The 13,575-nt window shown below is 35.3% G+C and carries 13 protein-coding genes; 12 read left to right on the top strand and 1 reads right to left on the bottom strand.

Translation table 11 applies throughout. The features are described 5' to 3' along the window. The first annotated feature begins 47 nt into the window (after nt 1-47). Together F5ESL0230_RS01510 and F5ESL0230_RS01515 are read left to right on the top strand one after the other, a co-directional pair. Nucleotides 48-1,166, top strand: coding sequence for a hypothetical protein (locus F5ESL0230_RS01510; protein ID WP_122021314.1), 1,119 nt, complete (start codon nt 48-50; stop codon nt 1,164-1,166). Between the two features lie 60 nt (nt 1,167-1,226). After that, nucleotides 1,227-1,925: a GntR family transcriptional regulator gene (locus F5ESL0230_RS01515; RefSeq protein WP_090093596.1), complete on the top strand. Its 699-nt coding sequence runs from the start codon at nt 1,227-1,229 to the stop codon at nt 1,923-1,925. A gap of 36 nt (nt 1,926-1,961) precedes the next feature. On the opposite strand, the gene tagD is transcribed toward F5ESL0230_RS01515, so the two are convergent. Beyond that, nucleotides 1,962-2,348, bottom strand: coding sequence for a glycerol-3-phosphate cytidylyltransferase (gene tagD, locus F5ESL0230_RS01520; RefSeq protein WP_090093597.1), 387 nt, complete (start codon nt 2,346-2,348; stop codon nt 1,962-1,964). Between the two features lie 119 nt (nt 2,349-2,467). Between tagD and F5ESL0230_RS01525 the strand changes: the two genes are divergently transcribed. The 10 genes from F5ESL0230_RS01525 (at nt 2,468) to F5ESL0230_RS01570 (ending at nt 13,494) form a co-directional block, all read left to right on the top strand. Next, nucleotides 2,468-3,205 (top strand): WecB/TagA/CpsF family glycosyltransferase, encoded by a 738-nt coding sequence (locus tag F5ESL0230_RS01525; protein WP_122021315.1) that lies wholly within the window; start codon nt 2,468-2,470, stop codon nt 3,203-3,205. After that, nucleotides 3,202-4,299, top strand: coding sequence for a glycosyltransferase (locus tag F5ESL0230_RS01530; protein WP_122021316.1), 1,098 nt, complete (start codon nt 3,202-3,204; stop codon nt 4,297-4,299). Before F5ESL0230_RS01525 ends, F5ESL0230_RS01530 begins: the two co-directional genes overlap by 4 nt. 65 nt (nt 4,300-4,364) lie before the next feature. Continuing rightward, a complete protein-coding gene (locus tag F5ESL0230_RS01535; RefSeq protein WP_122021317.1) occupies nt 4,365-5,843 on the top strand; it encodes a nicotinate phosphoribosyltransferase in 1,479 nt (492 codons plus the stop codon). Next, complete coding sequence (nadE, locus tag F5ESL0230_RS01540) at nt 5,840-6,670, top strand: ammonia-dependent NAD(+) synthetase (RefSeq protein ID WP_122021318.1); 831 nt, start codon at nt 5,840-5,842, stop codon at nt 6,668-6,670. The genes F5ESL0230_RS01535 and nadE overlap by 4 nt, the downstream gene beginning before the upstream one ends. A gap of 28 nt (nt 6,671-6,698) precedes the next feature. After that, nucleotides 6,699-7,136, top strand: a complete 438-nt coding sequence (locus F5ESL0230_RS01545; protein WP_122021319.1) for a GNAT family N-acetyltransferase — start codon at nt 6,699-6,701, stop codon at nt 7,134-7,136. Nucleotides 7,137-7,405: 269 nt separating this feature from the next. Further along, a complete protein-coding gene (gene alaS, locus F5ESL0230_RS01550; protein WP_122021320.1) occupies nt 7,406-10,045 on the top strand; it encodes an alanine--tRNA ligase in 2,640 nt (879 codons plus the stop codon). Between the two features lie 52 nt (nt 10,046-10,097). Beyond that, nucleotides 10,098-10,355, top strand: coding sequence for an IreB family regulatory phosphoprotein (locus F5ESL0230_RS01555; RefSeq protein ID WP_090093608.1), 258 nt, complete (start codon nt 10,098-10,100; stop codon nt 10,353-10,355). Further along, entirely contained in the window at nt 10,355-10,783 is a 429-nt protein-coding gene (gene ruvX, locus F5ESL0230_RS01560; protein ID WP_090093610.1) for a Holliday junction resolvase RuvX, read from the top strand. The genes F5ESL0230_RS01555 and ruvX overlap by 1 nt, the downstream gene beginning before the upstream one ends. A gap of 1 nt (nt 10,784) precedes the next feature. After that, on the top strand, nt 10,785-11,090 hold the full coding sequence (locus F5ESL0230_RS01565; RefSeq protein ID WP_090093612.1) for a DUF1292 domain-containing protein: 306 nt from the start codon (nt 10,785-10,787) through the stop codon (nt 11,088-11,090). Nucleotides 11,091-11,139: 49 nt separating this feature from the next. Further along, nucleotides 11,140-13,494, top strand: a complete 2,355-nt coding sequence (locus F5ESL0230_RS01570) for an endonuclease MutS2 (RefSeq protein WP_122021321.1) — start codon at nt 11,140-11,142, stop codon at nt 13,492-13,494. Nucleotides 13,495-13,575: the final 81 nt, after the last annotated feature.

Consider the following 13,575-nt stretch of genomic DNA (forward strand, 5'->3'; position numbering starts at 1 on the left):
AATAGCAGGAAGTGGACGTTGATTTTTTCATTAAAAGGAGAATTTTTATGGCTAGACTAGTTAAAGTTGGTGCTAGTATTGAAGAAACTAATTGGCATGAGGCTTTAAAGGATCTCAGAACAGATGATGTTCTCCTTTTGGAACCTGGATTTTATGATTTACCACAGGGGATACTTTTTTCTGATATTACAATTAAAGGTACGGGAACCTTGCCTGAAGATACAACTATTTTAGGCTGCATCAATGTGGCCAATGACAGTCGATTTGTCAATTTAGAAAATCTTTGTCTCAATACTAATGATGAAGCAAATAGTTTATATATTCCTCCTAAAGCTAATACATATTTGACTTTACGTAATTGCATAATCAAAGGATATGGGGATGATACAGCGGTAATAGCTTGCAACGGCAAAGTAACGTTAGAGTTATACTCAACAATTATTTTAAATGGATCAGTTTCTCTATTTGCTGATGCCGATTTTCGTTTAGAAATGAATGATTCTACAATTGAAAATGTTGTAAAAGACGTTGCGGCTTTGGCTCTTGAAGGTCGTGGTACAGCAATTATCAATAATTCACAGATAAATGGTAGTATTGAAACATATGATAATTCCAATATAGAAATTAATTTTAATAATTCACAGGCAAATACATTATTAGTTCAAGGCGAAGTTTGGTTAAATATGCTAAATAGCGAACTTTCTTTTCAAGATGATACTTGCCTGTATATTACAGATAGAACTTGGGTTAACATTGTTGGTTGCAATTTTAAGGGCTGCGTTTATCTAGATTCTAAACCACACGTGATTATTCAAAATAGTCAAATAGATCGTTTAATTGGTGTTAACGAGGCCCAACTAACGATTATTAATTCACTTATACTTAGTCATACTGATTTTCAAGATAAAGCAAAATGTAGTGCACGCCAAACGACTTTTAATGGTGGACTTGAATATCAGTATTTTTTAGCATTGGGCGATGATGCAGAGTTTGAGGGGCGAGATTTGATTTTTAATTCTAATGGAGCTCATTTAGCGGTAAAAGATTCTGCCAAATTAAGTGCTAGTGTCATTGCAACTAGTGATGAAGAAATTACAGTAGAGCGTAGCTATGAAGCTAAATTCAAGCTTTTGGGAATGAAGTGGATTACTAAAGAAAATAATTAAAAATAATATAATTATTATTTTTAATTTAGCCTATAATACTGGTATAGTTGGGGGTGCAAAATGGAAGAGCCAATGTATATTAAAATTCATAATCAAATTAAGCGTGAAATTGAAAGTCATATTTATAAGGTTGGCAGCAGGATACCATCTGAACGGCAACTTGCTCTTAAATTTGGTGTTTCTCGGATGACTTTGCGCCAAGCAATAAAAACTTTAGAAGATGAAGGAATTTTAGAACAAAGACTGGGTAGTGGCACCTATGTCGCAAATCAAAAAGTACAAGAAAAAATGTCGGGTATTATGTCGTTTACTGATATTACTCATGCCAACGGTCAAATTCCTTCTAGTAAGTTAATTTCATATCGTGTTGGTAAGCCTTCTTTATCGGAAATGGAACGATTGCATTTGGCTAAAGATCAAACAATTTTACGCATGGAACGAATTCGTTATGCCGATAATGTGCCAATTTGCTATGAAGTTGTTACAATTCCCCATAAATTGATTTTAGGCATGTCTAAAGAAAATATATCAACGCATTTATATCGTACGTTAGAGCAAAATGGCTATGAAATTGGTCGCGTAACCGAACATATTTCTGCCGCAATTGCGAATGAAAATGCGGCGCGCTTACTTAATGCTAAAAAAGGTGAAGCTTTAATTACCCGTTTACAAGTAACAGAACTTTCATCTGGAGAGCCATTTGAATATACAAGAGCAAGTTATGTAGCCGATCGTTTTGAATTTACATTTTCTAAATAAAAAAGCTTTAATTAACCCGTAGGTAATTAAAGCTTTTTATTTTAAGTCATTTTTGATTTTAGTCGTTGAAATACCCGGTGTTCGCGATAGATAAGTTACTTGACAGTATGGCTTTAAAAAATCAAATTTACCCTGCCAGTCACTTCCCATAACAAATAAGCTAATATCGTATTTTTGAATATCAGCAATTTTTTGATTCCAATCTTGTTCGGGAATGACTTCATCAACGTAGCGAATTGCTTCTAAAATATATTTTCGTTCAGCAAAATTATTGTATGATTCTTTATGCTTTTGTAGTTCGTTAAATTTATCTGTTGAAAGGCCAACGATAAGGTAATCGCCCATTTCTTTGGCTCGTTGAAGTAGGCGAATATGACCATAATGCAATAAATCAAATGTTCCATAGGTGATAACTTTTTTCATATTAGTGCTCCTATTAATTGACGAATTAATATTATCATATTTATAGAAAAGGTAAAACATGTCACGTAAAGTTTGATAGTTTGCTAAAATATAATAAATGGAACATGGAGGAATTTGTCATGGATAAAGTGAATGTTCTAGGTGTTGACTTTGATAATAAATCTTTTCAACAATTCCAAAATGAATTTATTGGCAAAATTAATGCTCATCAATCGACTTTGGTTGTGACTGCTAATCCGGAAATTGTTATGGCTACTAATGAAAATCCAGAATTTATGAAAATTTTAAAATACGATGCAGATTACATTACGGCTGATGGGATTGGAATTGTTAAGGCAGCAAAGTATTTAGGTAACCCAATTATTGAACGAGTTACTGGCTATGACTTATTTACTTGGTTAATGTCATTTGCCAATGAACGCAACTTACGAGTTTACCTAATTGGGGCTGAGCCTAGTGTGATTGAAGCAACTAAAGCAAAAATTATTCAAGAATACTCTGATATTCAGTTAGTTGGTGCAAGGGATGGCTATTTTAAAGAAGACTTAGAGTTAGTTGCTTATCAAATTGAACGAACAGAGCCAGACCTTGTTTTTGCGGCTTTAGGCTCACCTAAACAGGAACAGCTTTTAGCCCTTTTGCGCAAAAATTTGTTACCATCTTTGATGATGGGGGTGGGAGGAAGCTTTGATGTCTTTTCAGGCAAAGTCAAAAGAGCACCGCAATCCTGGCAAAAGTTACACCTAGAATGGTTATATCGTTTGTTAAAAAATCCTAGCCGCTTTAAACGGATGCTAGTTTTACCTAAATTTGTCCAAAAAATATACCAATCTAAAAAGGAACAGAAAGTGTTATGAAAATTTTGCATGTAAATGCAGGTCTTGAAAATGGCGGTGGGCTAACCCATATTGTTAATCTACTTAGGCAGGCTAAAGCGGCGGGGCAAGATTTCACCTTATTATGTTTGGCTCCAGGACCTGTAGCTAGTGCTGCAGCAAATGCCCAACTAAATGTGCATGTTTTAGGGGTGAATAATCGTTATGATTTAACTGGACTTAAGCGCTTGCGTACCTTTATTAATCAAGGAGAATTTGACATTGTGCATACCCATGGTGCGCGCGCTAATTTATTTGTTGCCTTGATTAAGCATAAAATTAAGGCCAAGTGGTGTGTAACAGTCCATTCAGATCCATATCTAGATTTTGCAGATCACGGTATATTAGGTCATGTATTTACAACAGCCAACTTATACGCCCTTAGACAAGCAGAATGTGTTTTTGCAGTGACCCAAAAATTTGCCCAACTTTTAGTAACAAGAGCCAACTTAGACGCGAATAAAGTACACGCTATATATAACGGAACAAAATTTCATGCTAATAGTGCAATTCCTGTTAAAGAAGAACATCAGTGCTTTAATCTTGTAAATGTTGCCCGCACAGAAAAAGTAAAGGGGCAAGATTTATTATTAGAAGCACTAAAAATAATTAATAATCCCAATGTTCATTTATATATTGCTGGTAATGGTACCCAACTTGCAAGTTTGAAAAAATTGGCGCAAAAGTTAGAGTTGACAAAGCAAGTTACTTTTTTGGGATTTATATCACAAAAACAGTTGGAAAATTTATATCGCAAAATGGACTTAGCTGTTTTAACTTCATATTCTGAGAGCTTCCCTTTGGTTTTACTGGAAGCTAGTGATAACCTTTTACCACTACTTTCGACGGCTGTTGGTGATATTAAAATGATGATTCCAGATAAGCAACATGGTTTTATTGCTACTGTGGGTAATATTAATTCAATTGCTGCTAATTTAAAAAAGGCAATTGAATTATCAAAAGAACAGTTATCGCAAATGGCGCTAAGCGAAAAAGAATATGTAGCCAGTAGATTTTCATTAAAAAAACAACTTGAAAGTATTTTAAAGGCTTATGAAGTACTTTTGGCAGAATAACTAATTGTTTAAAAAGTTAGAAATGTTTATAATAAAGCAAAAATTAGTTGGAATTAGAGGAAATAATGTTTTATCAAGAACTAGGGCAAGACGATTCTTTGACCCTGCATACAGATTTGTATGAATTAAATATGATGTATACGTATTTTAAAAAAGGAATTGCACAGCGAAAAGCCGTTTTCGAGGTTTATTATCGGCAAGAGCCTTTTGGTAACGGCTATTGTGTCTTTGCTGGTTTAGAACACGTGATTTTATACTTGCAAAATTTAAAATTTAAAGCAAGCGATTTACAATATTTAAAAGAAGAAGTTGGCTATGATGATGATTTTATTGATTATTTACGTCACTTCGAAATGAAATTAACCTTACGTTCAATGCGTGAAGGTGAAATCGTATTTGCTAATGAACCTCTTATGCAAATTGAAGGTCCTTTAGCACAATGTCAATTAGTTGAAACGGCCATATTAAATATTATAAATTATCAAACTTTGTTAGCCACTAAAGCAGCGCGAGTTAAATTAGCTGTCCAAGGTGATGGGGTAATGGAATTTGGGACAAGACGGGCCCAAGAAACAGATGCCGCTCTTTGGGGAACACGTGCTGCATATATTGGCGGCTTCGATTCAACCAGTAACGTGCGAGCTGGTAAATTATTTGGTATTCCGATTTCTGGTACCCACGCACATTCATTGGTGGAAGCTTTTGGTAATGAATATGAAGCGTTTAAAGCTTACGCTGAAACGCATACCGATTGTGTATTCCTAGTTGATACCTATGATACTGTAAGAAGTGGAGTTCCTACGGCGATTCGTGTAGCTGATGAAATGGGTAGCAAAATTAATTTTCAAGGGGTTCGCATTGATTCAGGTGATATGGCATATATTTCTAAGCAAGTGCGACGAGAATTAGATAATGCTGGCTATAAAGATGCAAAAATATATGCTTCAAATGACCTTGATGAAAATACGATTACTAGTTTAAAGATGCAGGGGGCAAAGATTGACGTTTGGGGAATTGGTACGAAGTATATTACCGCTTATGATCAACCAGCTTTAGGAGCGGTTTATAAACTAGTATCAATTGAAGATGAAAATCAGCAAATGCGTGATACCATAAAAATTTCATCTAATGCAATTAAAGTGTCAACTCCAGGTAAAAAACAAGTATGGCGTATTTCGGCTAATACTCAGAAAAAGAATGAAGGTGACTGGGTTTGTCGTGCCGGGGTTGATCCTCGCCAATTTGATTCATTATTTATGTTTCATCCAGAATATACTTATATTAATAAAGTGGTAACAGATTATACAGCTGAGCCACTTTTAAAAGAGATTTATATTGATGGCCAACTAATTTATCAACAACCACAATTAAATGAAATTAAGGCGTTCTGTGCAGCAAATTTGGATGGCTTATGGGATGAATACAAACGTAGCTTGAATCCGCAAGAATATCCCGTTGATTTGTCGCAAGAACTTTACGATAGTAAAATGAATTTAATTCAAGATATTCGCCATCAAATTGCTAAAGGAGATGCAAATAAATGAGACCCTTACAAAAAGAGATAGTTGACTATGAGCATGTTTTACCAAAGATTGAACCGGAAAGGGAAATACGGCAATCAGTTGATTTTTTAAAAGAATATCTAAAAGCTAATCCTTTTTTAAAAGCTTATGTATTAGGAATTTCTGGAGGCCAAGATTCAACTTTAACTGGTAAATTATGTCAAATAGCAATTACCGAAATGCGGCAGGAAACAGGGGATAAATCCTATCAGTTTATTGCTGTACGTCTGCCTTACGGCGTGCAGGCTGATGCTCAAGATGCAGCTGATGCGGTTGCTTTTCAAAATCCAGATCAAGATTTAATTGTTAATATTAAACCAGCCGTTGATGCAATGGTCGCTAGTTTAGTTGCTACTGGTCAAAAAATTACTGATTTTAACAAAGGCAATATTAAAGCACGTCAGCGAATGGCTATTCAATATGCTATTGCCGGGGCCAATCATGGTGCTGTAGTGGGGACAGATCATGCTGCTGAAAACTTTAGTGGTTTTTATACTAAATATGGTGACGGTGCTGCAGATATAACACCGTTATTTCGCTTAGATAAGCGGCAAGGTAAACAATTATTAAAAGAACTTGGATGTCCGAAGCATTTATATTTAAAAGCACCAACTGCTGATTTAGAGGAAAATAGACCTAGTTTACCTGATGAAATAGCTTTAGGTGTGACTTATGAGGAAATAGATGATTATTTAGAAGGACGCGAAGTTTCTACTGAAGTGGCAGAAAAAATCGAAGCATTGTGGCGTAAAAGTGAGCATAAAAGGCATTTACCAGTTACAATATTTGATAACTTTTTTAAAGAGTAGTTTGAATTGAAGGGAAGCTTTATTAATAATGATAAGAAATGCCAAAGTGTCTGATGCAGATGCTATTCAAAAATTAAATCAAGCCGAGTTAGGGTATGATTATGCTATAGAGAAAACAGCGGCTAATCTAAAGAAACTGCTGTCGGACTCTAAGCATCACTTATTATTGGTTTTTGAAGACAATGCTACTAAAAAAGTTGTTGCTTACCTGCATGCTGAACTATATGAAGAAATTTATTTTGATCCAATGTATAACATTCTAGCACTAGCGGTTAGCCACTCCTATCAACAGCAGGGCATCGGGACTAAACTGATAGGTGAGCTTGAGAAAAGGGCAATTAGTCATGGTATTAATGAAATAAGACTGAATTCTGGTGAACAGCGAATTAAGGCGCATCAGTTTTATGAAAAATTAGGGTATATTACTAATAAAAAGCAGAAGAGATTTGGTAAAAAGTTAATTTAAGTGGTTTTAATTTAGCTACTTAACATTGACAAAGATTGTGCAAGTAGTACAATTATTTTTAACTTAAGATATGTTTTTTAAATTAGCAATTCACAGAGAGGATCGAAAGCTGAGAATGATTTATTGCTACTTAAGAAATGCTCCTTATGTTTTTTATTAAGATTAAATGAAGAGGTAACAAGCACTGTTGCAATTGAGGTGGTACCGCGTTTTGAGCGTCCTTAAGTTTGGCAACAGTGTTTTTATTTTGTTATAAGGGAGAAAATTTGATGAAGAAATTGACAAGTTCAGAATTTAGGCAAATGTTCCTGGACTTTTTCAAAGAGCACGGTCACATGGTTTTGCCCAGTCAATCATTAATTCCACAAGATGATCCAACGCTACTTTGGATTAATTCAGGTGTGGCAACCATGAAAAAATACTTTGATGGTTCAGTTGTACCTAAAAATCACCGAATTACTAGTTCACAAAAATCAATTAGAACTAATGACATCGAAAATGTTGGTAAAACTGCTCGACACCAAACTTTCTTTGAAATGCTAGGTAATTTTTCAGTTGGTGATTACTTTAAAAAAGAGGCAATAAGTTGGGCTTGGGAATTTTTAACCAGTCCAAACTGGCTTGATTTAGACAAAGAAAGACTATATTGTACCGTTTATCCCAAAGATACAGAAGCATACCAAGTTTGGCTTGAAGTTGGTATGCCAGAAGATCATATTGTAAAATTAGAAGAAAATTTTTGGGATATTGGTGAAGGACCATGTGGTCCTGACTCTGAAATTTTTTATGATCGCGGTCAAGAAAATAATGATGTTTCAGAAGATGATCCAGAAAATTTCCCTGGTGGAGAAAATGCTCGTTATTTAGAAATTTGGAATATTGTTTTTTCACAATTTAATCATTTAGCCGATGGTCAATATGTTGATCAACCACATAAAAATATTGATACGGGTATGGGCCTAGAACGGGTTTTATCAATTTTGCAAGATGCACCGACCAATTTTGAAACCGACCTATTTTTACCAATCATTCACGCAACTGAAAAAATGAATCCAGGTAAAGAATATGGTAAAGTAGCAGCTGATACAACTTCATTTAAAATAATTGCTGATCATGTTAGAACCGTCAGTTTTGCTATTGCTGATGGGGCTTTGCCCTCTAATACAGGACGTGGTTATGTATTAAGACGCTTAATTCGCCGTGCTGATTTAAATGGCCAACGCCTAGGTATTAAAGGAGCTTTTCTTTATAAGTTAGTTTCAGTTGTCGGTAAGATAATGGAGAGTCATTATCCACAAGTGACTGAACAAAAAGACTTTATCGCTAAGGTCATCAAGAATGAAGAAGAACGTTTTCAATTAACACTAGAATCTGGGCTGACTTTACTTGATAATTTGATTTCCGAAGCAAAAGAAAATAACAGTAAGGTTATTAAGGGCCAAGATGCTTTTAAACTATTTGATACTTATGGTTTTCCATATGAACTAACCTTTGAAACTGCTCAAGATGCTGGCTTAGAAGTAGATAAAGCAGGTTTTGATGCCGAAATGAAAGTGCAAAAAGCTCGTGCTCGTGAAGCGCGTGGTAATTTACAATCAATGGGCGAGCAGAATGAAACTCTAATGAATTTAAAGGATAAATCTGAGTTTGAGTATGGCGTTTATGAGGAGCATCATGCCAAATTAATTGATATCATTGTTGCTAATCAATTAGTTGATCGAGCAGAAGGTGATCAGGCAACCTTAATTTTTGATAAAACTCCGTTTTATGCTGAACGTGGGGGACAAGTTGCTGACCATGGAAATATTTATGATCAAGATGGTAATCTGGTAGCTCAAGTAACAGATGTTCAGCATGCCCCTAATGATCAAAATATGCATTTCGTAGATGTTATTTTACCCTTGGAAAAGGGTCAAGAGTACACTCTAAAGATTGATCGTGCACGGCGAGAAGGATTGCGTCATTCACATACAGCTACGCACCTATTGCACGCTGCTTTAAGAAGTATATTAGGTGAACATACTCATCAAGCTGGTAGCTTGGTAGAACCGGATTATTTACGCTTTGATTTTACGGCGATTGAACCAATGACTGCCCAAGAAATTAAATCTGTTGAGACCTTAGTCAATCAAAAAATTTGGTCAGCAATTGAGGTTGAAACTAAAATAACTGATCCAGATCAAGGTAAAGAAATGGGTGCCTTAGCCTTATTTGATGGCAAATATGGCGATCAGGTGCGGGTAGTTAGAATGAGTGATTTTTCAATTGAATTTTGTGGTGGTACTCACTGCGCCAATACAAATCAAATTGGAATTTTCAAGATTACTTCTGAATCAGCCATTGGTGCAGGTCATAGAAGGATTGAAGCTGTGGTCTCTAAAAAGGCTTATGAGTATTTAGCACAAAGATCGGAATTGCTTGATCAGATTCAATCTACTGTAAAATCAACCAAATCGGAAAATATTATTGACAAAATTACGAGTCTTGAGCATGATTTACACCATACGCAAAAGCAAGTGGAAGATTTAAATATGCAAATTAATCAAACTAAGGCGGAAGAAATTTTCAATGATATTAAACAAATTGGGGATTTAACTATTATTGCTCAAAAAATTGATGCCAATGGAATGAACGATTTGCGTGAGCTTGCAGATACTTGGAAAAATAATGCTAAGTCAGATATCTTGGTTTTGGCTGCCGCTAATTCTGGTAAGGCTAATATGATTATTAGCTTGAACCAAAAAGCATTAGATAAAGGGCTCAAAGCGGGTGATTTAATTAAGCAAGCTGCCCCTATCTTTGGTGGTGGCGGTGGTGGTCGCCCTAATATGGCTCAAGCAGGTGGTAAAAATCCAGCCGGTCTGGAAGATGCAATTCAAGCGGTGATTGAGGCGATTTCTCAAAATTAATTAATTGAGTTTACACTTTTTTTCAAGTAAAATTGTGTTAGGAGGAATAACTATGAGTTCGCTAGATAAGACAATGCATTTTGACTTTAATGAGAATAAAGGCAAGAATATTTATGATACCCTACAAGATGTTTATAATGCCTTGGAAGAAAAGGGTTATAATCCAATTAATCAGATTGTTGGCTACTTATTGTCTGGTGATCCAGCTTATATTCCACGGCACAATGATGCGCGTAATTTGATTTTGAAACATGAGCGTGATGAGATTATTGAAGAACTTGTAAAAAGTTATCTTGGCAAAAATAAATAATGCGTTTAATAGGTTTAGATGTGGGATCAAAGACTGTTGGGGTAGCAGTAAGTGACGCATTGGGTATTACTGCGCAAATGGTTGAAACTATTATGATTGATGAGAATCGTTATAATTTTGGTATGCGCCCATTAAAAAAAATTGTCCGTAAATATGAGGCAAATGGTTTTGTATTAGGATTACCCAAAAATATGGATGGCTCTGCAGGTGCATCAGTTGCGCGTAGTAAGGCATATGCCGAAAGACTAAAAGCAAAGTTTAACTTACCAGTTTACTTTTCTGATGAGAGATTGACCACAGCTCAATCACAAAGAGTTTTAGTTGAAGAAGCTGGGGTACATAATCGTCATAAGCAAAAAGCAATAATTGATCAGATGGCGGCAGTTTTGATTTTACAAAATTATTTAGATCTAAATCGAAAGGATTAATATGACACAAGAAGTTCACGGTGAAGACCGTCAAATTACCTTAGTTGATGATAAGGGGAATGAAGAATTATACGAAATTTTATTTACTTTTCATTCAGATGACTATGACAAGTCTTATATTTTACTTTATCCAGCTACTTCTAGCGAAAGTGATGAAGTTGAAGTATTAGCATTTAGTTACGATGCTGATGAAGCAGGAGATGTAACTAGTAGTGATTTGCATGAAATTGAGGCAGATGATGAATGGGATATGGTTCAAGGAGTGCTTAACACATTTTTGGACGATGACCGTTTAAGTGGTGAATAAATTAAAAACTGGCCTGGCCAGTTTTTTTTATTGATAGAGAATTTTAGGCATGGATAATAAGACATTAAAGACTTTAGAATTTGCTAAAATAACAGAAAAATTGCAACTACAGGCAATTACTGAACCAGCTAGAAAAAGAGCAGCTACTTTAACGCCAAGTATAGATTTTAATCAAGTTAAACTCGCTCTTCAGCAAACATTAGTGGGTGCAAATTTATTACGTATTAAAGGGCAACTACCTTTAACCGATTTTGCTGATGTAACACCAAGTACTAAGCGCTTAAGGATTAAAGCAAATTTAAACGCTCAAGAATTAGGCAATTTGCTGCTGGTACTAACATTAGCCAGTGATGTAAATGATTTTTTAGTGGAAATTGATGAAGAAAATCTAGATTTAACAGCTATTGCAAGTATTCTGGATAATTTAGAAATACCGGAGTATTTGTTTAGTGAACTTAAAAAAGCAATTGAGTTCGATGGAACTATACTTGATACTGCTTCAACCAAACTAGCTCATTTACGTTACGAACTAAAAAGTAATGACCAAGAAATCAAAAAAAAGCTGGATGGTTATCTTAAAGGTAATGCGAGTAAATATTTATCTGAACAAATAGTTACTATTCGTGATGACCGCTATGTTATTCCAGTTAAGCAGGAATATCGAAATAAATTTGGTGGTGTTGTTCATGATCAAAGTTCCAGTGGGCAGACTTTATTCATAGAACCAAGTGCGGTCTTGAATTTAAATAATCATCAACAGAATATGCTTGCGCAAGCAAAGCAGGAAGAACGACGTATTTTACGTAATTTATCTGATTTAGCACGCCAAGAAGTTGATTTGATTGATCAGATTGCTGCCTCCCTGGTAGAACTGGACTTTTTGCAGGCTAAAGCGAAATTAGCTTATGAGATGAAGGCAACCGAACCAAAATTGACAACTGATCATTCATTGAGTCTTTTAAAAGCACGCCATCCACTGATTAATTCTGCAACAGTAGTCGCAAACGATATTTATTTAGGAAAAGATTTTGATACGGTTCTAATTACGGGTCCCAACACTGGGGGTAAGACAATTACCTTAAAAACTGTGGGGCTACTCCAACTGATGGCTCAGGCTGGGCTATTTATTCCGGCAGCAGAAAATAGCAAGGTAGGAATTTTTAGAGATATTTGTGTCGATGTTGGCGATGAACAATCAATCGAACAATCATTAAGTACTTTTTCGTCTCATATTAACGGAATCATTAAAATGATGAAAAAAGTTAACGATGAATCCTTAGTCTTAATTGATGAAATTGGTGCAGGAACTGATCCAGAAGAGGGCGCTAGTCTTGCTATAAGTATTTTAGATTTTTTCCGTCATAAAAAGGCTAAAATTATGGTTACTACGCATTATCCTGAATTAAAACTTTATGGCTATAACCGACCTAGAACAAGCAATGCTTCAATGGAATTTGATTTAAAGACTTTAGCGCCAACTTATCATTTACAAATTGGAATTCCTGGTCATAGTAATGCTTTTGCTATTGCACGCAGATTAGGGATGCGTGAAGATGTTGTCAAAAATGCTGAAAGCTTATTAGATGAAGATAATGCTGATATCAATCAGATGATCGAGCAATTGACTAAGCAAACTAATGCGGCTACGGTAGCGCGTAACCATCTGGAGTCTTCTCTTGATCGGTCTAAAAAATTAGAAATAAAACTTGAGCATGCTTTAGATTGGTATAATCAGCGCGTGCAAAAGCAACTTGAGTTTGCTCAAGAAAGAGCTGATGAGGTCATAGCTAAGAGCCGTAAAAAAGCTGACCATATTATTGCACAGTTAGAGCAGCAACAGGGTAATATTAAGCAAAATCAATTAATTGCTGCTAAAGGTGAATTGAACCAATTAAAACAACAAAATGATAATTTGATTCATAACCGGGTATTACAGCGAGAAAAACGACGGCACCAGGTTAAAGTAGGTGATCAAGTTAAGGTTTTATCATATGGTCAAGTTGGCACAATAGCCAAAAAATTAAGTGAGCATCAGTATGAGGTGCGACTCGGAATTATTAAAGTTAAAGTCAGTGATCAAGATATCGAAAAGACTGAATCTTCTCATAATTCTAAGGCTAAGGCAAAGGTGTATGCAGTCAGTGCGAAGCGTCGCAGTAACGCTAAAAGTGAATTAGATTTACGTGGCCAGCGTTATGAAGAAGCTATGAATAATCTTGATCTTTATCTTGATTCTGTCCTTTTAGCAGGACTCGATGTAGTTACAATTATTCATGGTATTGGTACAGGTGCAATTAGAAAGGGCGTTTGGCAATATTTACAATCAAGTAGGCATGTTAAAAGCTATAATTATGCCCCAGCAAATGAGGGGGGAAATGGTGCTACAATTGTGCATTTAAAGTAAAAACATTTCACTTGTAAAAAGTAAGCATAATGCTATAATTACATTATCAAAGAAAGATTTAATGTATTATTGGTGAGGTAT

Origin of the sequence: Lactobacillus sp. ESL0230 (assembly GCF_003692805.1) — a bacterium.
Taxonomy (GTDB): Bacteria; Bacillota; Bacilli; order Lactobacillales; family Lactobacillaceae; genus Lactobacillus; species Lactobacillus bombicola.